Origin of the sequence: Streptosporangium sp. NPDC006013 (assembly GCF_040614275.1) — a bacterium.
Taxonomy (GTDB): domain Bacteria; phylum Actinomycetota; class Actinomycetes; order Streptosporangiales; family Streptosporangiaceae; genus Streptosporangium.
Genome location: NZ_JBEXUE010000051.1, coordinates 13,960 through 33,393, shown reverse-complemented (window position 1 = coordinate 33,393; position 19,434 = coordinate 13,960). Strand labels below are relative to the sequence as shown.

At 71.4% G+C, this 19,434-nt stretch carries 17 protein-coding genes and 1 pseudogene; 12 read left to right on the top strand and 6 right to left on the bottom strand.

Annotation, left to right across the window (positions count from 1 at the left end; genetic code table 11):
* The 3 genes and pseudogenes from ABZ260_RS11100 to ABZ260_RS11090 form a co-directional block, all read left to right on the top strand.
* A pseudogene (locus ABZ260_RS11100) lies at nt 1–185 on the top strand (DUF305 domain-containing protein); the annotation flags it as partial.
* A gap of 129 nt (nt 186–314) precedes the next feature.
* Entirely contained in the window at nt 315–2,795 is a 2,481-nt protein-coding gene (locus tag ABZ260_RS11095) for a glycoside hydrolase family 3 C-terminal domain-containing protein (RefSeq protein ID WP_355615627.1), read from the top strand.
* A gap of 60 nt (nt 2,796–2,855) precedes the next feature.
* Nucleotides 2,856–3,905 (top strand): LacI family DNA-binding transcriptional regulator, encoded by a 1,050-nt coding sequence (locus ABZ260_RS11090; RefSeq protein ID WP_350951655.1) that lies wholly within the window; start codon nt 2,856–2,858, stop codon nt 3,903–3,905.
* 68 nt (nt 3,906–3,973) lie between these two features.
* On the opposite strand, the gene ABZ260_RS11085 is transcribed toward ABZ260_RS11090, so the two are convergent.
* From ABZ260_RS11085 to ABZ260_RS11075, 3 genes are all read right to left on the bottom strand, one after another.
* Entirely contained in the window at nt 3,974–4,369 is a 396-nt protein-coding gene (locus ABZ260_RS11085; protein WP_355615625.1) for an STAS domain-containing protein, read from the bottom strand.
* Between the two features lie 353 nt (nt 4,370–4,722).
* A complete protein-coding gene (locus ABZ260_RS11080; protein WP_355615623.1) occupies nt 4,723–5,091 on the bottom strand; it encodes an STAS domain-containing protein in 369 nt (122 codons plus the stop codon).
* A 57-nt stretch (nt 5,092–5,148) separates the two neighbouring features.
* Complete coding sequence (locus ABZ260_RS11075; RefSeq protein WP_355615621.1) at nt 5,149–6,651, bottom strand: LCP family protein; 1,503 nt, start codon at nt 6,649–6,651, stop codon at nt 5,149–5,151.
* Nucleotides 6,652–6,717: 66 nt separating this feature from the next.
* Between ABZ260_RS11075 and ABZ260_RS11070 the strand changes: the two genes are divergently transcribed.
* Entirely contained in the window at nt 6,718–7,737 is a 1,020-nt protein-coding gene (locus ABZ260_RS11070) for a glycosyltransferase family 2 protein (RefSeq protein WP_355615631.1), read from the top strand.
* A gap of 25 nt (nt 7,738–7,762) precedes the next feature.
* On the opposite strand, the gene ABZ260_RS11065 is transcribed toward ABZ260_RS11070, so the two are convergent.
* Nucleotides 7,763–9,115, bottom strand: a complete 1,353-nt coding sequence (locus ABZ260_RS11065) for a bifunctional cytidylyltransferase/SDR family oxidoreductase (protein WP_355615619.1) — start codon at nt 9,113–9,115, stop codon at nt 7,763–7,765.
* Nucleotides 9,116–9,270: 155 nt separating this feature from the next.
* On the opposite strand from ABZ260_RS11065, the gene ABZ260_RS11060 reads away from it, so the two are divergent.
* The 8 genes from ABZ260_RS11060 (at nt 9,271) to ABZ260_RS11025 (ending at nt 17,368) form a co-directional block, all read left to right on the top strand.
* A complete protein-coding gene (locus ABZ260_RS11060; RefSeq protein ID WP_355615617.1) occupies nt 9,271–10,899 on the top strand; it encodes a CDP-alcohol phosphatidyltransferase family protein in 1,629 nt (542 codons plus the stop codon).
* Between the two features lie 214 nt (nt 10,900–11,113).
* Entirely contained in the window at nt 11,114–11,737 is a 624-nt protein-coding gene (locus ABZ260_RS11055; RefSeq protein ID WP_355615615.1) for a DUF5941 domain-containing protein, read from the top strand.
* Between the two features lie 106 nt (nt 11,738–11,843).
* Complete coding sequence (locus tag ABZ260_RS11050; RefSeq protein ID WP_030907488.1) at nt 11,844–12,578, top strand: phosphocholine cytidylyltransferase family protein; 735 nt, start codon at nt 11,844–11,846, stop codon at nt 12,576–12,578.
* Between the two features lie 5 nt (nt 12,579–12,583).
* On the top strand, nt 12,584–13,624 hold the full coding sequence (locus ABZ260_RS11045) for an iron-containing alcohol dehydrogenase family protein (protein ID WP_355615629.1): 1,041 nt from the start codon (nt 12,584–12,586) through the stop codon (nt 13,622–13,624).
* A complete protein-coding gene (locus ABZ260_RS11040; RefSeq protein WP_355615613.1) occupies nt 13,602–14,369 on the top strand; it encodes a CDP-alcohol phosphatidyltransferase family protein in 768 nt (255 codons plus the stop codon). The genes ABZ260_RS11045 and ABZ260_RS11040 overlap by 23 nt, the downstream gene beginning before the upstream one ends.
* Nucleotides 14,370–14,565: 196 nt before the next feature.
* A complete protein-coding gene (locus ABZ260_RS11035; RefSeq protein WP_350921116.1) occupies nt 14,566–15,447 on the top strand; it encodes a glycosyltransferase in 882 nt (293 codons plus the stop codon).
* A 13-nt stretch (nt 15,448–15,460) separates the two neighbouring features.
* Entirely contained in the window at nt 15,461–16,336 is an 876-nt protein-coding gene (locus ABZ260_RS11030) for a sugar kinase (protein ID WP_350920713.1), read from the top strand.
* A 99-nt stretch (nt 16,337–16,435) separates the two neighbouring features.
* Nucleotides 16,436–17,368: a ribonuclease Z gene (locus ABZ260_RS11025; protein WP_355615611.1), complete on the top strand. Its 933-nt coding sequence runs from the start codon at nt 16,436–16,438 to the stop codon at nt 17,366–17,368.
* Nucleotides 17,369–17,584: 216 nt separating this feature from the next.
* On the opposite strand, the gene ABZ260_RS11020 is transcribed toward ABZ260_RS11025, so the two are convergent.
* Together ABZ260_RS11020 and ABZ260_RS11015 are read right to left on the bottom strand one after the other, a co-directional pair.
* Entirely contained in the window at nt 17,585–18,322 is a 738-nt protein-coding gene (locus ABZ260_RS11020; RefSeq protein ID WP_355615610.1) for an acetoacetate decarboxylase family protein, read from the bottom strand.
* Nucleotides 18,307–19,407 carry a glycosyltransferase gene (locus tag ABZ260_RS11015; RefSeq protein ID WP_355615608.1) on the bottom strand — a complete coding sequence of 367 codons (1,101 nt, stop codon included), beginning with the start codon at nt 19,405–19,407 and terminating at the stop codon, nt 18,307–18,309. Before ABZ260_RS11015 ends, ABZ260_RS11020 begins: the two co-directional genes overlap by 16 nt.
* Nucleotides 19,408–19,434 lie beyond the last annotated feature (27 nt).

Here is a 19,434-nt window from a genome sequence, read left to right as displayed (position 1 = left end):
GGAAGGCCACCGGTCCGGCCTTCGACCGGCTCTTCGCCGACCGCCTGCGCGAGCACCTCGACCAGTCGGCCGCGGTAGCCCGCTCCGAGCAGAGCGCCGGTGCCGACGAGGGGACGAGGGCTCTGGCCGCAGCCGTCGAGCGGGCCCGCGCCACCCAGAGCGATCTGCTCGACGGCATCCGCTGACCGGATCCCCAGGGGCGCCGTCGCGCCGCCGTTTTTGGACATTGACAGCGCGCCGACGTCATGACGTACTGGAGAGCGCTCTCCAAGAGTGATCTACAACAGTGATCTCCAACGGTGAAGGGAAACCACGTGAGCATCGACGAGTTCGACCGGCTGGTGGAGAAGCTGGACCTGGAGCGTAAGGTGCGGCTGCTCACCGGGGCGACCGTGTGGTCCACCCACGCCGAGCCGGGCATCGGACTGCGGGCCATGGTCACCTCCGACGGCCCGGTCGGTGTGCGCGGGGAGGGCTGGGACGAGCGGAGCACCTCACTGACCCTGCCGTCGGCCACCGCACTGGCCGCGACCTGGGACGAGGATCTGGTGGAGCTGCTGGGTGAGCTGCTCGCCGCCGAGGCGCGGCGCAAGGGCGTGGACGTCCTGCTCGCCCCGACGCTCAACCTGCACCGCTCGCCGCTCGGCGGGCGCCACTTCGAGTGCTACTCCGAGGACCCCCTGCTGACCGGCAGGATCGGCGCCGCCTGCGTCCGGGGAGTCCAGTCCGGCGGGGTGGCGGCCACCGCCAAGCACTACGTCGCCAACGACTCCGAGACCGAGCGGCTCACCCTCGACGCCCGCGTCGACGAGCAGGTCTTGCACGAGCTGTACCTGGCGCCGTTCGAGGCCGCGGTGCAGGCGGGCGTCTGGGCCGTCATGTCCGCCTACAACGGGGTGAACGGGACCACGATGTCGGAGAGCCCGCTGCTCACAGACCCGCTCAAGACGATGTGGGGGTTTGACGGGGTGGTCGTGTCGGACTGGGGAGGCGTCCGCTCCACCGCTCCCTCGGCCCGCGCCGCGCAGGACCTCGCGATGCCGGGGCCGCAGGGCCCCTGGGGAGAGGCGCTGGTCGCCGCGGTGCGCGCGGGCGAGGTACCCGAGGCCGCGATCGACGACAAGGTACGGCGCCTGCTCAGGCTGGCCTCCCGGGTCGGCGCGCTGGACCTCGGCTCCGCCGTCCCGCCGGAGCCCGCGGAACGGGAAGACCACGGCCCCGCCCGCGCGCTGCTGCGCCGGGCCGTCGCCGCGAGCACGGTGCTGCTGCGCAACGAGGGGTCGCTGCTCCCGCTGGACCCCTCGCGGCTGCGCAGGGTCGCGGTGCTCGGGCCGAAGGCCGCCGTCGCCAGGATCCAGGGCGGCGGCAGCGCGGGCGTGTACCCGATGTCCGTCGTGTCGCCCCTCGACGGCATCCGCGAGGCGCTGTCCGGCACCGCGGAGGTGCTCCATTCGCCCGGCCCGCACCTCGACGACCGGCCCACCCCGCTGGGCACGGAGAACGCCCGCAACCCGCTGACCGGTGAACCCGGCGTCCTGGTCAGGCTGCTGGACGCCGGGGGCGCGGAGATCCACGCCGAGCACCGGCTGACCGGCCGCGTCCTGGAACCGGCGCGGATCGACGCCGCGGCCACCGTCGAGATCCGCGCGCTGCTGAGCCCGGAGACGGACGGCGCCTGGGAGCTGGCGGTGGCCGGATGGGGGCACGTGCTGCTGGAGGTGGACGGCCGCGTCCTGGTGGACGAGGAGGTGGAACGCGACACCGACGACCCCGCCACCGTGCACCTGTCCCCGCCGTACCGGCGGGTCAGGGTCCCGATGGCCGCGGGCAGGGCGGTGGAGCTCGTCTCCCGGCGGCGGCTCGACCCCGGCAGCGGGATCGCCTCGGTCCTGGCCGCCGACCCGCCCCGGCGAGCCGACGAGGTGGAGCTGGCGGCCGCGGTCGAGCTCGCCGGGACCTGCGACGCCGTCATCGTCGTGGTCGGCTCCACCGAGGAGATCGAGAACGAGGGCGTCGACCGTACCCACCTTGACCTGCCGGGACGCCAGGACGAGCTGGTCCGCGCGGTGGCCGCGGCCAACCCGGCCACCGTCGTGGTCGTCAACTCCGGCGGCCCCATGGTCCTGCCGTGGCGCGAGGAGGTGGCGGCGCTGCTGCTGAGCTGGTTCCCCGGCCAGGAGTACGGGCACGGCCTGGCCGACGTCCTGTTCGGCCGCGCCGAGCCCGGCGGCCGGCTGCCCACGACCTGGGCGGAGCGGGCACTCGTCTGCACGGCCCCCGACGGCGGGACGCTCGCCTACGCCGAGGGCCTGGACATCGGCTACCGCGGCTGGCTGCGGCAGCCCGAGCCGCCCGCGTACTGGTTCGGGCACGGGCTCGGCTACACGTCCTGGTCCTACGACAGCCTCACGCTGCCCTGGGAGGCCGCCCCCGACGGCTCGCTGCCGGTCCGGGTACGGCTGCGCAACACCGGCGAGCGCGCCGGGCGCGAGGTCGTCCAGGTCTACCTGTCCCGGCCGGAGACGGGCGTGGCCCGTCCCGTGCGCTGGCTGGCCGGCTACGCCCTGGCCGACGCGGGGCCCGGCGAGGTCGTCGACGTCACGGTGGACATCCCGGCGCGGGCCTTCCAGCACTGGTCGGCCGAGCACCACGCCTGGCGGGCCGAGGAGGGCGCCTTCACGGTGCTTGCCGGACGCTCGGCCGCCGACCTGCCGTTGAGCGTCGAGGCACTCGCCGGTGAGCAGGCGCCGAGCCCGCGAAAGCCCTCGGGAGAGCGCTCTCTCGCTGTGCTATAAAAGCCTTCTGACGTACTCCCCACAGCTGAGGCCGGGGGTCTTCACGCTTAAGGAGAGGCTATGGGCGAAGGCCTGCCGCGGGTGTCGGCACCCCCCACCCTGGAGGATGTGGCACGGGCGGCGGGGGTCTCCCGGGCCACGGTCTCGCGCGTGATCAACGGAATTCGCAATGTCGATCTCGCGATCCAGGAGAAGGTCAGGCAGGCGATCGCCCTCACCGGCTACGTGCCCAACCAGGCGGCGCGCTCGCTGGTCACCCGGCGGACGGGGGCGATCGCCCTGATCGTCTCCGGGGCCGGCGGCGACGAGGAGAACCCGTTCCCCGGCCATGTCTTCGCCGACCCGTTCTTCGGGCGGGTGGCCGGGGGGGTCGTCGGTTTCCTGCGCCCGCTGGGCATCTACCCGATCCTGATGTTCGCCGACACCCCGGAGAGCCGCGACCAGGTCATCGCCTACCTGCGCCAGGGCAACGCCGACGGGGCCATCCTGGTCTCCATCAGCGCCGAGGACACGCTGCCCAGGCTGCTCGCCGAGGCCGCGCTGCCCACCGTGCTCTTCGCCAGACCGGCCAGGCCGATCCCGATCAGCTACGTCGACGTCGCGCACCGGGCCGGGGGCAAGCTGGCCGCCGACCATCTCGTCGCCCGGGGCTGCCGCCGGCTGGCGACCATCTCCGGCCCGCTCGACGTCCCGGCCAGCCAGGACCGCCTGGCGGGCTTCCAGGAGGCGATGGCCGTCCACGGCCACCCCTACATTCCCTGCGTGGAGGGCAACTTCACGCTTGCCAGCGGCGAGGCGGCGATGGAGCGGCTGCTCGCCGAGCACCCCGACATCGACGGTGTCTTCGCGGCCAACGACCTGATGGCCCAGGGCGCCCTGCTGGTGCTGCGCCACCACGGGCGCCGGGTGCCCGACGACGTGGCCATGGTGGGCTTCGACGACAGCAGCGCGGCACTGGTCTGCCGCCCGCCGCTCACCACGGTCCGCCATCCCGTCGAGGACATGGCCGCCGAGATGGGACGGCTGCTGCTGGCTCACATCGAGCAGCCGGACCACCCGGTGACCTCACGGATCTTCGAACCGACCCTGGTGATCAGGGAGTCGGCCTGATCCTGGCGGCCGGTAGGGGGCGTGAGACGGCCGTGGTGGCCGCCTCCGCCGGTGTGGCGGGGCCCTGCCTACCGGTCGGCGAGGGGGGTGCTCGCCTGGACGGACGGCGCGTGCTGGGGGCAGCCCGGCGGGGGGCCCATCGTCTCCGAGCGCGAGATCACCGTGAAGGAGGCATCCAGGTGGGTGAGCTTCAGCAGCCTGAGGACCACGGGTGGTGCTCCGGCCAGGAGCAGCGGGGCGTCGCGCTCGCGCGCGTACCGCTTGATGCCGATCAGCGAGCTCAGGCCGCAGGCGTCGATGAAGGTGACCCCGGAGAGGTCGATGATGACCGTGCCTTGGCAGGCGTCGATGGCTTCCTGCACGCAGTCGGACAGCTCCGGCCTGGTGGCCAGGTCGAGCTCGCCGGCCACCGTGATGACCACGAAGCCGCTCGCGTGTTCGCTCGTGAGTTGAAGTGCGTTCATCGCCCACTTCCCTGCAGGCTCACGTGAATGTACGTATCCGGCCGGGGAGTGTCACTCTGACGTCCGGCCTCAGCTCGTCCTCCCGATCGCGTCTTGCCCGGCGCGAAAAAGGATGGACGATCTGAAGCCACGATACTCCCTAACGGTGCGAACCATCGCTTTCCGTGATCGTGTAGCTTCGAAGCGAAGTGTAGATGCCTACCCGTATATGTGCCAGCTATTCGAGGAAACAGTTTGCCGGTGGCGCGCGCCGGCCTTCGGCCGGAGGGCTCGAAAAGGGTTGGGAGGGTGCTGCGAGAGTTGCGGAAGGGGAGGGTGAGCCGGCCGGGAAAGTTGCTCTGAGCTGGGGTGATTCAGTTCGCCGAGTGGCTCGGGGTCAGCGCGTCCAGCGCCTCGCGCAGGTTGCCGCGTACCTCGAAGTGCCGGTCGAGATTGGTGATCGTCAGCAGATGGGTGATCATGCCGGGACCCACCACCAGGATGAGGCGGCAGTGGGCCTCCCTGAGCCGGGTGAGGGTGCCCACCAGGACGCCCAGCCCCACCGAGTCGCAGAACGGCACCCTGGTCAGGTCGACCACCAGACCCGGGACGCCGGCACCGTCCAGGACGCGGTCGATCTCCGCGCGCAGCCGGGGAGCGACGGCCAGGTCAAGCTCGCCTGTCGCCCGCACGACCGCGCAGGGACCGCTGCGCCACGTCTGAACATCAAATGTCGAGATCACGGTCACCACCTCCGTGCCCCGCTGACTGCCCCAGTCGAAGATTGTTATGCGTATAAATCACTTCTTGCAGATGTTCTCCGTGGCCGTCCTCGCCGTTGGGGTCGCCAAGGGTGAGGCGGTCGGAGTCGCCGGTGCGGCCGTCTCCTTCACGGTGACCTTCTTCGGCGACGCGTGCTTCAGGCCGACGACCACCTCGATCGCGTCACCGAGGCTCTCCACCCGGCGCGACTCCGCGCCGGGTAGCGCGGCGGCGACGGTGCGCGCCGAGTCCTCGCGGCCCGGGCCGTACCGGACGACCGTCCTTTCGAAGCCCTTCTGCGGGGTGTTGCCGGCCGTCTCGGGCACCAGGAATCCGACCTTCTGCAGCTCGGCCCTGGTCTGCGCGCCCAGCCCCTTGATCGTGGTGCCGTTGAGAACCCTGAGGGAGATCCGCGCGGGCGGTACGGTCAGCGCGGGAGCCGAGGGGGAGGCCGAGGCGCTCGGGGTGGGCGTGGACTCGGCGGGTTTGGTCGGCTTGACGAGCGTCTCGTCGGCGGCGATCCGGCGGAACAGCTCCTTGGCCGCGTCCTTGTCCCAGAGCACGGCGGACTCGCCGGTCGGCGTCCGGTAGTCGACATCGGCGAGCGGGACCGTGGCGAAGGCCACGTCGTCCGTGGAGACGTCCTTGAGCTGGTTGGCCAGGCCGAGCAGGTCCTTGCGGAGCGCGTCGTCCACCCGGACCGTGTCGAGGGCGGTGTCGACGAACGAGGCCAGCCTGATCGGGTTGGTGAGCGTGTCGCCGCTGAGTGCCTGGTTCAGCAGCGCGGAGATCACCTGCTGCTGGCGGTCGATGCGGTCCAGGTCGGAGCGGGCGGTGGCGCGGGTTCGGGCGTAGGAGAGGGCCTTGACGCCGTCGAAGGAGTAGGTGCCCGGCTCCAGGTTGAGTGCGGTCTTCGGGTCGTTGATCGGGACCGGTGTGCAGACCGAGATGCCGCCGAGCGCGTCGACCACGTTGATGAAGCCGAGCACGTTGACCTCGACGTAGTGGTGGAGGGTCAGGCCGGTGGCCGCCTGCACCGTGCGGGTCGCGAGCTTCGGGCCGCCGAACTGGTAGGCCGCGTTGATCTTGTGCTGGCCCTTGCCGGGGATCGTCGTCCAGGTGTCGCGGGGGAGGCTGACCACGGTGACCCTGCGGTGGTCCTCCGACAGGTGGATCACCATCATGGTGTCGGTGCGCTCGCCGCTCTCGCGGCCCAGCTTGAGCTGGTTCTGCTGCTTGCGGGTGAGGTCGTCACGCCTGTCGACGCCGACCACCAGGATGTTCATCGCGCCGCTGCTCGGCCGCGACCCCTGCAGCCCCGCGTCGACCGACTTGATCTTTGTCGTCGCGTAGTTCGTCAGCGCCCACGTCACTCCGGAGCTGCCCAGGACCAGGCACGAGAGCGTTCCCGCGATGACGAGACCGCGTCGCCTGGTGCGGGCACCCCTGGCTGACCTGCGGTCACGTCTCGGGTTCAATCGGACGCTGCCGTAGGCGTCGCCGCCCACCTGCACACCCGAATCCTCATGCGGGTCACGCATGCATGGCCCCCTAGGCTCCTGCTGGGTCGATGAGGTACCCGTTCGTACAGTAGCGTGAGCGACGCCATGAAGCAGTTCCCCGACTCGCCCGCGCCGGCGTCGTCTTCCGAGACACGTGTCTGGCCTCCGATCTCCATCGTCATCCCGGTGCTGAACGAGGAGCGCCATCTGCGGGAGGCGGTGCGTCAGGTGCTGTCGCAGCGGTACGAAGGACCGATCGAGGTCGTCCTCGCGATCGGCCCCTCCCGCGACCGCACCCAGGAAGTCGCCGACGAGATCGCCGCCGACGACCCCCGCGTGATCGTGGTCCCCAACCCCACGGGCCGGACTCCCAACGCGCTCAACGCCGCCATCGCCGCGTCGAACAACAAGATCATCGCCAGGGTGGACGGCCACGCGATGCTCCCCGACGACTACCTCCGGGTCGCGGTCGAGACCCTTGAGGAGACCGGCGCGGACAACGTGGGCGGCATCATGGCCGCCGAGGGCGTCACGCCGTTCGAGCAGGCCGTGGCCCGCGCGATGACCTCCAAGATCGGTGTCGGCGGCGCCAGATTCCACACCGGCGGCACCGCGGGCCCGGCCGACACGGTCTACCTCGGCGTGTTCCGCCGGGAGGCTCTGGAACGGGTCGGCGGCTACGACGAGCACTTCCAGCGGGCCCAGGACTGGGAGATGAACCACCGCATCCGCGAGACGGGCGGCCTGGTCTGGTTCCAGCCCCGGATGCGCGTCTCCTACCGGCCGAGGCCCAACCTCAGGGCCCTCGCCAAGCAGTACTTCCACTACGGCCGCTGGCGCAGGGTGGTCGCCCGCACCCACGAGGGCACGATCAACCTGCGCTACCTGGCGCCGCCGCTGGCCGTGCTGGCCATCCTCGCCGGCCTGGTGGTCTCCCCCTTCCTCTGGCCGGGCCTGCTGATCCCCGGCGGCTACCTGGCGGCGATCCTGGTCGGCTCCGCGGTCACCGGCAGCGGCCTGCCGCCCCAGGCGCTCATCCGGCTGCCGCTGGTCTACGTCGCCATGCACATGTCGTGGGGTTGGGGTTTTCTGACCAGCCCGAGGAGGCTCGGCAAGCCGGGCTGACCCATTTCACCGGGGCGGGAACCGGTCAGGGGCGGGCATCGACCACCTGACCGGTGACGCCGGAGGCGAGCACGTCCAGCGAGGTGCGGGCGACGGTGCGCGGGGCGTCGCTCCGCCCGGGAACGACGCAGTTGACCCGTACCCCGCAGAAGGCCCATTCCCCCGCCAGCGCCCGGGTCAGACCGGCCACCGCGGCACCCGCGGCGGAGCGCAGGCTGTCATCGGCGCCCTCGACCCGGGCGGGGGCGTGGAACAGCAGGTGGCCCCGGGTCTCGCGGAGATGGGGGAGGGCGGCCCTGGCGATGTTGACCGGGCCCAGGTGGTGCACGTTCACGCTCTCGGCGATCGCGGTGTCGTCCACCGCGTCGAGCCGGCCCGCGGGCGCGGTCCCCGGGGCGTTGACCACGTAGTCGATCCCGCCCGTCTCCTTGGCGGCGTGGGCGAGCGCGTCGGCCACGGCGCCGGGGTCCTCGACGCGCACCCCTTCGAGCGCCCCGGAGAGGTCGGACGGCCCGGGGAAGCGGAACACGCGGGCGCCGTGCTCTCCGGCCAGCTCCGCCACCTCGGCGCCCGCGCCGAAGACCACCACGGTCCTGCCCTCCATCGCCTCGCGCAGGGCGGAGGCCGAGGCGGGGGGAACGTCGCTCGCGGCGAGCCGCAGGAGCGTGTCGGCGATGAGGAGGTCCACCGGGTGGGTGACCTTCATGTTCCGCTCGCTGCCGGTCACCACGTGGATCGGCACCTCGGGCAGGTAGCGCAGCACCACGCCGCAGTCGTCGGTGGGCGGCCGGTCGCCGAAGCCGGGGTCGGCGAAGGCCCGCTGGTACGCCTCGCGGATCACCGAGAGCCGGAAGCACTGCGGGGTCTGGACGCGGCGCAGGGTGGCACGGTCGGGGACGTCACGGACGATCTCTCCGTCCGGCCCCTGCGAGGTAACCACGATCGTGTCGGAGCTCGGGATCGCCACCTCGACGGCCGAGCAGGTCCTCAGCGCCTCGACGCAGTCGGTGATGATCCTCCTGTCCGCCAGCGGGCGTACGGCGTCGTGCAGCAGCACGTCGCACTCCCGTGGCCCCAGGGCCCGCAGCGCCCGCCAGGTGGTCTCCGGGCGGCTCTGGCCGCCCTCCAGGACCCGGGTGACCTTCGCGAAGCCGTTCCGCTCGACGATCCGCTCCACCTCCCCGGTGAAGCCGGGCGCCATCAGCACGATGACCTCGTCGATCTCCGGCGCCTCCTCGAACAGGGCGAGGGTGTGTTCCAGGATCGTCCGGCCGGCTATCTCCAGCAGCTGCTTGGGGGTGCCGAGGCCGACGCGCCGGCCGACGCCGCCTGCCAGGACCACTCCGACGGTTCGAGGACGCGGTTCACGTTCGGCCAAGATCAGATTCCTTTGACAGTTCGGATATGGCGAGCGTAATGGGTGCGTACCCGATCGTCCGGCGTGCTCCCGTGCTATCCCGTCAAGATCTAGCTACCCTGAGTGCGCACTCCCCGATTCGTACGGTGATCCCGTCGGATACGAAGGAGCCCGGATTGCCTGACTCTCACGCCGCCTCCCAGACGGCCGCGGTCGTGCTCGCCACCACCGAGGCGTCCGCCCTGCGCTGTCCCGCCGGAACGCTGCTCGACAGGCTGACCGGACAGCTTGCCACACTCTCGATGCGGGAGGTGCACGTGGTGGCCCGCTCCAGCGACATCATCCACGCGCCCGGCGGCACCCACATGATCGGCGCCGAGGGGTCGCGGGGGCTCGCCGACGACCTGCGCAGGGTCGCGAAGGTGGCTCGCTCGTCCATCGGCCCCGTGCTGCTGGTCGCCGGTGACCTGGTGGCGCACACCGAGGCGCTGGCCATGCTCACCGAGCATCCGGCCCGTGACACCCGCGCGCTGGTGAGCGAGGGCGAGAGGGCCGTGCCGGGGCCGTCACGCCCGCCGGTCAGGATCGACGGCGGGAACGTGGTGGCCGCGGGCACCTCCTTCCACGAGGTGGGCGAGGCGGACGGCACCTTCAGGGGCGCGCTCCAGGTAGGAGTGTCCGACCTGACGCGCCTCGCCGAGGCCGCCGAGACGCTCGCCGAGCTCGCCGAGGCGGGCGGCTTCGGCCCGATGGACGGCGGCGAGGTCCCACAGCTGCTCCTGGTCGGTCTGGTCCGCGCCGGTGTCCCGGTGCGCGCGGCCGGGCTCGGCCGGCTGCACGGCGACCGGATGGTCGAGCAGGCGGACGTCGACTCGGCGGTGCCGAGGCTGGCGGAGGTCGACGAGGCCGAGGCCCGGCTGGACGGCGCGGTCAAGACCAACGACGGCTTCTTCGCCACGTACGGGGTGAGCTCCTGGTCCAGGCACCTGGTGAAGCTCGCCGCCAGGCTCGGTCTGACGCCGAACGCGATCACCGGCATGTCCGTCGGCCTGGCCGCGCTCGCCGCGGTCTGGTTCTCCACGGGCACCCGGCAGGCCCTGATCGCCGGGGCGGTCCTGCTCTACCTGTCGTTCGTGCTCGACTGCGTCGACGGCCAGCTCGCCCGCTACACCCGTGCCTTCTCGCCGTTCGGGGCCTGGCTGGACGCCACCTTCGACCGGGTCAAGGAGTACGTCGTCTACGTGGGCCTCGCCTTCGGGTACGCGGCCGGGCTGGAGGCCGGCGGCGGCGGACCCGACGGCATCTGGGGGCTCGCGGTGGCCGCGATGATCCTGCAGTTGCTCCGGCACATGATCGATTTCTCGTACGCGGGGGCGCGGGCCGACGCCGCCCGGGTGGGCGCGGCCTGGGCCAGGACGCCGGGCTCGCCGGGCGACCCGGCCGATGACGCCAGACGGCCGGTGCCGCTCCGCGAGCCGGCGCGGCAAGCCGCGCCGGTGGGTACCGGTGCCGTGCGGGCCGCGGACGGCGGGGCCGAGCAGGACACCGGGAGAGCGGCCGGGGACGGCGACGGGCCGGGTACGGGCAACGCGATCGTGCGGCTCTCGCGGACCATGGAGAAGGCGTCCCCCACCCGCTGGTTCAAGAAGATCATCGTGCTGCCCATCGGGGAGCGGATGGCCCTGATCGCGGTGACCGCCGCCCTCTTCAACGCCCGGGTGACCTTCGTCGCGCTGCTGGTCTGGGGTGGGATCGCCGCGACCTACACTCTCGCGGGCCGGATGGGCAGGTCGTTGAGCCGGTGACCGGAGACGGTGGGCGCGCGGCAGGGCGGGGTGGGCCCGCCACGAGACGGGAGACTCCGGCGTGGACGTGGGCTCCGCCGGGGCGGCGGTTCCCGCCATCAAGCCGGCCGGTCACGGGATCGGCCGGGCCTGTCACGGGGCAGGCGGTGTCCGTCGCGGGGCGGGCAGGAACGGTCGGGCTTTCCGCGGGGCGACTGGGAAAACGGATGTGATCATGGTTTCTGTGCATATGGCGCCGGTGCCGCGTAGTGCCGTGGTCGCCTACCGGGACGACGGGGTGCCGTCGAGGGCCATGGGCGCACTGGTCGCCGGGCAGCTGCCGCCGCTGCCGCCCGCCATCGTCGGGATGTTCGTGACCGGGGTGCTGCTGCTGGTCGGCGTGGCCGGCACCGACGGGCTGGCGGTCTTCGCCCCCGCGGTGGCGCTGCTGCTCGCCGGTCCGGGCAGCTCCCACCCGCACGACGGCCGGCTCGACTGGCTGGTGCCGCCGATCCTGCGTCTCACCGAGTACGGCTTCGTGGCCTCGGTGGGCTTCGCGCACGACGTGCCGCCGTGGCTGATCCTCATGCTGCTCGGCGCGATGGCCTTCCACCACTACGACGTCGTCTACCGTCTCCGGCAGCGGGTCTACCCGCCGGCCTGGCTGGCCACATCCGGCCTCGGCTGGGACGGCAGGATGCTGCTGGTCGCCCTCGGCGGCCTCGCCGGGCAGGTCACGCTGGTGTTCGTGCTGCTCTCGCTGTACCTGTGGTGCCTTTTCAGCTGGGAGAGCATCACCTGCTGGCTGGCCGCCCCGAGGTTCGGGATGGACGCGGCCGACCTCGGCGCACACGATTGAGAACACCCGGCAAACCCTCGATTACACGATCAGGGCCTGAAGGCAACTAACCTTTGGGGCCTAGGAGTGCCCGCCGGGAGGCTCTCACCCGAATGAGGAGTGCGCGTTGCTGGGAATGGTGCTGGCCGCCGGGGCCGGACGGCGTCTGCGGCCGTACACGGACACGCTGCCCAAGGCGCTCGTGCCGGTCGACGGCGACACCACGATCATGGACATCTCGCTGCGTAACCTCGCGGCGGCCGATCTCCGCGATGTCGTGGTCATCGTCGGTTACCAGGCGCAGGCCGTACACGAGCGCAAGGCCGAGCTGGAGCGGCGGCACGGCGTGAAGCTCACCCTCGTGCACAACGACAAGGCCGAGGAGTGGAACAACGCCTACTCCCTGTGGTGCGCGCGCGACTACTTCGACCAGGGTGTGCTCCTGGTCAACGGTGACACGGTGCACCCCGTCTCGGTGGAGGAGACGCTGCTCTCCGCGCCCGCGACCACCGACATCCTGCTCGCGGTCGACGACGTCAAGAAGCTCGCCGACGAGGAGATGAAGGTCACCCTCGACGGCGGACGGCACCTGCGGCTGATCACCAAGCTGATGGATCCGGCCGAGGCCGCCGGTGAGTACATCGGCGCCACGCTCATCCGTCCCGGCATCGGTGAGCGCCTCGCCGACGCCCTCCAGGCCACCTTCGAGCGCGACCCGCAGCTCTACTACGAGGACGGTTACCAGGAGCTCGTGGCCCGAGGCGAGAAGATCGCGGTCGCCCCGATCGGCGACGTCCCGTGGGTCGAGGTAGACAACCACGACGACCTCGCCAAGGCGCGGGAGATCGCGTGCCGATACTAGCCAGGATGCTCCCGGCGCCCTTGTCCATGGAGGTGCGGCGGGGCGCGATCGCTCAGCTCGGATCGTTGCTGGCGGACAGCCGGGTGGCGACCTCCGGGCGGGTGGCGGTGGCGGTGGGGCCGGGCCAGGGAGACAGGATCACCTCGGTGATCGCTCCCTCGCTCGACGAGGCCAGGTTCTTCCGGGTCCCCGACGGCTCGGTGGACGAGGCGGTCTCGCTCGGCGCCGAGCTGCGCAAGGGCGCGTACGAGGCGGTCGTGGGCATCGGCGGCGGCAAGACCATCGACGTGACCAAGTACGCCGCGTCGCTGGCCGGGATCCCGATGGTGGCGGTGGCCACCAACCTTTCGCACGACGGGATCTGCTCGCCGGTGGCCTCGCTGACGCACGACGGAGGCAAGGGCTCCTTCGGCGTGCCCATGCCGCTGGCCATCATGGTGGATCTCGATTTCGTCCACGACGCGCCCGCCTCGCTGGTCCGTTCCGGGGTCGGCGACGTGGTCAGCAACCTCTCGGCGATCGAGGACTGGCAGCTCGGTGCGAGCGAGCGCGGCGAGCCGATCGACGGCCTGGCCTGCGCGATGGCCCGCACCGCGGCGGAGGCGGTGATCGGCAGGGCCGACTCGATCGAGGCCGACGCGTTCCTGACCGTGCTGGCCGAGGCGCTCATCCTGTCGGGCATGTCGATGGTGGTCGCCGGGTCTTCCCGTCCTTCGAGTGGCGGAGACCATGAGATCCTGCATGCCGTGGATCAGCTTTTTCCCGGCACCTCCAACCACGGCGAGCTCGCCGGGATAGGTGCCGCGTTCTGCTTCTTCCTCCGCGAGGACTCGCGGAGGCTCAACCAGGTCGTCGACTGCCTGCGCGGGCATGAGCTGCCGGTCAGCCCCACCGACGTGGGGCTGTCCGCGGCCCAGTTCACCGAGGCGGTCATACTGGCGCCGGCCACCCGCCCCGGTCGCTACACGATCCTTGAGCACCTGCGCCTGTCGGAGCCGGAGATTCGTGATCGGGTGGAGGATTATGTCCGGGCCGTCGGTCGCTGAGCTCCGTGCGGTGGCCCAGCCGCACTCGACCATGGAACGCAACAGCGGCGAGCACTGGGCCGGCGTGCTCTACATGCGCAAACTGTCGATCTACGTCACCTGGTTCCTCGCCAAGACGCCGATCACGCCCAACCAGACCACCTGGCTGATGATCCTCACCGGGTTGCTGGCCGGAGTGGTGCTCGCGCTGCCCGGCCTCTGGGCGGCGGTGCTGGCGGCACTGCTGGTCCAGCTCTACCTGCTGCTCGACTGCTCCGACGGCGAGTTGGCCCGCTGGACCCGGCGCACCTCCATCACCGGCGTCTACCTCGACCGGGTCGGCCACTACTTCGCCGAGGCCGCCCTGCTCATCGGGCTGGGGTTCCGGGCGTCGGAGATCCTGCCCGACTGGTACACCGTGACGGGCTTCGCCGCCGCGCTCGGCGCCATCCTGATCAAGGCGGAGACCGACCTGGTCGACGTGGCCCGCGCCCGCTCCGGGCTGGTCGCGGCGAGTGAGGCCTCGGCCGAGCACTTCCAGTCGCGCGGGCTTGGCCTGGCGCGTAAGGTCGCTGCGGCGCTGAGGTTCCACCGGATCGTGCAGGCGGTCGAGCTGTCCCTCCTCGTCGTGGTCGCGGCGATCTGGGACGCGATCAACGGAGGACTGGCCGCGACGAGGGTACTCGTGGTGGCCTGCGTGGTCGTCGCGGTGCTGCAGATGATCCTGCATCTGATCAGCATTCTGGCGTCCAGGCGGCTTTCATGAGGAACCGGATGGCGTCCGGGCGCGTCGTAGGTGCGAACACCTTACTGTTTGGCAGGTGTTCGCCGACGGTTCCGATACGCTTGTTTCCCGGTAAACAAGGAAGCATTGACCCCGCCAGAATTGCCCGATCCAGCAGACTCGGTGATCATGAACGTATGCTCCGTACGTGCTTTCGACGCGTCAAGGCGATGACCCGTTGAAGATCTCGTGCGTCATCCTCACCATGGGTAACCGGATCCCAGAGCTGGACCGGGCGGTCGAGTCCGCGCTGAACCAGGTCGACGGCGACGTCGAGGTGGTCATCGTCGGCAACGGCACCGATGTTCCCGAGCTGTCGGCCACCGTGCCCGAGGGGTCCTCGGCCTCGATCAGAAGCGTGCGGCTGAGCCACAACGCGGGCATTCCCGCGGGCCGCAACCGTGGCGTCGAGGAGTGCACGGGCGACGTCGTCCTCTTCCTCGACGACGACGGCTGGTACGCCGACCAGGGGCTCGTCTCCCACCTGCGGGAGCGCTTCTCCACCGAGCACGACCTCGCGGTCGTCTCCTTCCGGGTGAAGGACCCCGACGGCGGCATCGGCCAGCGCCGCCACGTTCCCCGCCTGCGGGCGGGCGACCCCGAGCGGTCCTCCCCGGTCACCACCTTCCTGGGCGGCGCGTGCGCCATCCGCCGGTCGGCGTTCCTCCAGGTCGGCGGGCTTCCCGAGCGCTTCTTCTACGCCCATGAGGAGACCGACCTGGCCTGGCGGCTCCTGGGTGAGGGCTACCGCATCGAGTACGACGCCAAGACGGTCATGTACCACCCGCAGGTCCCCCCGACCAGGCACACGGACTTCTACCGGCTCAACGCCCGCAACCGGGTCTGGCTGGCCCGCCGTAACCTTCCCTGGGTGCTCGCGACGCTCTACCTGCTCAACTGGAGCGTGCTGACCCTGGTCCGCGAGCGCTCGGGGCCCGCCCTGCGCGCCTGGTTCAAGGGCTTCGGCGAGGGGCTCAGAGAACCCGCGGGGGAGCGTCGCCCGATGGGCTGGAAGACCGCCTGGCGCATGCTGCGCCTCGGCCGCCCACCGATCGTCTGAGTCCCGCTCCGGCATGGACGTCTACACTCTCGGCGAGGCCTTCGGGGTGGTCACCAGCGGCCGGATTCGCCATGAGCACGAGGCCAGGCTGGACGTCGCCGGCGCCGAGTTCAACGTCGCGATCGGGCTGTCCAGGCTCGGCCACCGGGTGAGCTGGCTGGGCAAGGTCGGCGGTGACGAGCTGGGGTCCAGGATCCTCACCGTGCTGCGCGGCGAGGGGGTGGACGTCTCCGACGTCCGGGTGGACGAGGGATCGCCGACCGGGATGCTCCTGAAGGAGTCGAGGCTCGGTCAGGCTGCCAGGGTCACCTACTACCGCACGGGCGCCAGGCTCGCCCAGGGGAACGTTCCCGTCGACCGGGTCGCGGCCTCGCGCGTCCTGCACGTCAGCGGGATCACCGCCGCGCTGAGCGCGCGCGACGCCATGCACGCCGCGGTACGGGCCGCGCGGACCGCGAGGGTCCCCGTCTCGGTGGCGATCGACTACCACGACCAGCTCTGGCCCGACCTGCGGGAGGCCGAGGAGATCCTCAGCGTGCTGGCCTGCTCGGCGGACGTGCTGTTCGTCCGGCAGAGCGAGCTCGACCTGGTCAAGCCCGCGCTCACCGGAGACCGCGAGGTCATCGTGATACGCGGCGCCCGGGGGGCGAGCGTCCGGGTCGACGGCGTCCGCCACGACGCCGCCGGCATCTCCGCGCCGGTGGTCGATCCCAACGGCTCGGGGGACGCCTTCGTCTCGGGCTATCTCAGCGCGGCGCTGGAGGGACTGCACCCGACCGACCGGCTGCGCCGCGGGTTCCTGCTCGCCGCCTTCGCCTCGTCCGGCCCCAGCGACTGGCAGGGCCTCCCGACCAGAGCCGAACTGCCCCTGCTGGAACTCGACGGCTGACTCCGTACCGAGGCCGTCGCGACCCGCCGGCGGGGCCGGGGCACGGGACTCCCCCGTTATCCGGTCGCTCGCCGCCCCCGGTTAAGTGATCATTGACGTATGTCCGCACGTGAGATTGTTGTGTTCGGTTCCGCCAGTGCGGTTCCCACCCGTACCCGTAATCACAACGGCTATCTGCTGCACTGGGACGGACACGGCCTGCTGTTCGACCCGGGAGAGGGGACGCAGCGGCAGATGATTCACGCCGGGCTCAGCGTGCACGACGTCAACTGGATCTGCCTGACCCACTTCCACGGCGACCACTGCCTCGGAGTACCGGGAATCGTCCAGCGGATGTCACGTGACGGGGTGGCCGAGGCGAACGCGGCCTTCCCCGCCAGCGGTGCGCTCTACTGGGAGCGGCTGCGGCATGCGACGATCTTCCACGACACCATCCGGATCCGTGAGCAGCCGCTCGGCGGCTCCGTGGTGGAACTCGACACCGCCGACGCGCCGTTCACCCTGACGGCCCGCAGGCTCGACCATCCGGTGGAGGCGTACGGCTATCGCCTGGTCGAGCCCGACGGCATCACCATGCTGCCCGACGAACTCGCCGCCCGGGGCGTGCACGGTCTCGCCATCCGTCGGCTGCGGGAGGACGGCCGGGTCACCGCTCCGGACGGCACGGTGGTGACCCTGGGCGAGTGCAGCGTGCATCGTCCCGGGCAACGGTTCGCCTTCATCATGGACACCCGCCTCTGCGACCCGGTCTTCGAGTTGGCCGACGGGGCGGATCTGCTGGTCATCGAGTCGACCTTCCTGGACGAGGACGCCGCGCTGGCCCGTGACTACGGCCATCTCACCGCCGGTCAGGCCGCCAAGGTCGCCTCCGAGGCCGGCGTCCGGCGGCTGGTCCTCACCCATTTCTCCGAGCGGTACCGCGCCGAGGACGAGCACCGCTTCGCCGACCAGGCGGCCGCCGTGTTCCGTGGCGACGTCGTCGTCGCCCACGACCTCGACCGCGTCCCGGTCCCGCCCCGCAGACGGGTGTGAACGCCGCCTGCCCGTTCGTCGGGCGTTGATGCCGACCAGGGAGACTCTGTCCCAGGTCAGCGATAGCGGCCTGGGGCACATTCGGTGACCGGTGGCCAAAGGCGGTACGGCTCCGCCAGGCGCCCGCTCCGGCCTCCGTCATGGGTGCGGTGGTCGAACCACGGGCTCTCGTGGTCGCGGCAGGCCGCCGCGATCGCGGTGACCGGCCGGACCCCGCTAAGGCTCCTTGGCCTCGTTGAAGGTCATGGCCATGTGGGAGACCGTGGTCGTGGCCAGGGCTCGTTTGGGCAGACCGAGTTCGCTCAGTTCCTTGGCGATCGGGTGGTTGCCCAGGCGGATCAGGGCGCCGCCGGGGCGGGTGCGGATGCCGCGGGGGGACATCGACCACGGGATGCGGCGGGTGACGCCATCTGAGTGGCTGTAGGCGTCGAGGGCGGTCATCATGCCGGTGCCCGGCACCGGGACGCCGGGTTTGATCAGCAGGTCCAGCACCAGGCGGCCGTCCTTACGCAGGATGCACCGCTTGTAGGGGGAGGACGTGCGCAGGTCGATGTCGGCCAGTTCCTTGGGAAAACCCCAGATCGTGCGGCCCGCCTCCAGGGTGAAGCCCTGGTCGACCGGGAGCCAATGGACGAACGCCCCGGCGCCGGTCCTGCGTAGCTCGGACAGGTTCGCGCGCAGCCCGCCGCCGGGGGCGTGGTCCGCGCCTGGCGGCCTGGCCAGGAAGGCGATGCCGAACTCGTGGTAGGGGCCCAGGTCGCCGTCGCGGTAGTCGGCGAACATCAGCGTGCACAGGGCCTTGCGGGGCAGCACCTCGGCGACGTCGAGGTGGGAGTAGGCGATCACGGCCCGTGCGGCGTCCGCCCGGACCAGGTAGGAGGCGCTGCAGACCAGGGCGTCTCGGACGCGGACCGGCATGGCGATCTCGCGCCCCTGAATCAGATGGCGTGCCATGCCTCCAGTAGACCAATCTCCAGGCCGGACGTCACCGGTCTGCCCGCCCATTCCTCCAACCGCCCGACGAACGCGCCCGCGTGGTCCGGCCAGTTGTGGTGGGCCAGGGCCTCGGCGTGGCCGCGCCCGCCCATCTCCGCGGCCCCGGTGGGATCGTCCCGCAGCGTCAGCACCGCGAGCACCGCCGCCCCGACGTCGCCGAAGGGTACGACGACCCCGCAGCCGGTCCGCTCGACCAGGGCGGCGACGGCGGGCAGCGGCGTGGTGACCACGGGGACGCCCCGGGACATGTAGTCGATGATCTTGGCCGGTACGGGCCGGTGACCGGGCGCGTCGTGCGGGAGCGACAGCCCGGCGATCGCCCCCTCGGCCATCCGCAGCGCGTGCCGGTTGGGCACATAGCCGTACCAGTCGAGCAGGCCCTCCCGCTGCGCGTCCCGGAGCAGCGGCCTGACCCCGGCGTCGGCGGCGCCGATCAGGTCGAGCCTGATCCCGTGGGGGAGCAGCCGCCTGGCCGTCTCGATCAGCTCGGCCACGCCTCCGGCCTCGGAGAGGTGACCGATGTGGACCACCCGGTCGCGGCCGGGCCGCGCGGGCGGGTTCTCGGGTACGCAGGCGGTGTTGGGGACGACCGGGTGGGGCAGGGAGAAGCGGTCCCGGTAGGAGTCGTCGGCCAGGATCAGGCGCAGCCGGTGTTCCGCTCGGGCCTCGATCCGGCGTACCAGCGAGGGCAGGACCCGGTGCCCGGGTGCGGCGCCGGCCTCACCGCGTACGTCCCAGACGGTGGTGGGGCGGCGTCTGGGCAGGCGGGAGAGCAGCTCCGGGTCGTACACGATCAGCAGGTCGGCGCCCTCGACCCCGCGGCTGAGAGCTCCCCTGGCGGCCTTCAGCGCGCGCCTGCGGTGGTTGCCGATCGCCCGGGGCACGTCGATCGCCCGGATCCGCGGATCCGGAGTGACGTTGCAGTCGGTGAAGGGGGCGACGTAGGTGATGTCGTGCCCGGCGTCGAGAAGCGCCCGGATCTGCCGATGCGCGATCCGGGCGTCTTCTGGATGATGAACGATTGTCGCGACGCATACCCGCATATGCCGATGCTGAGTGGCTGTTCCGTC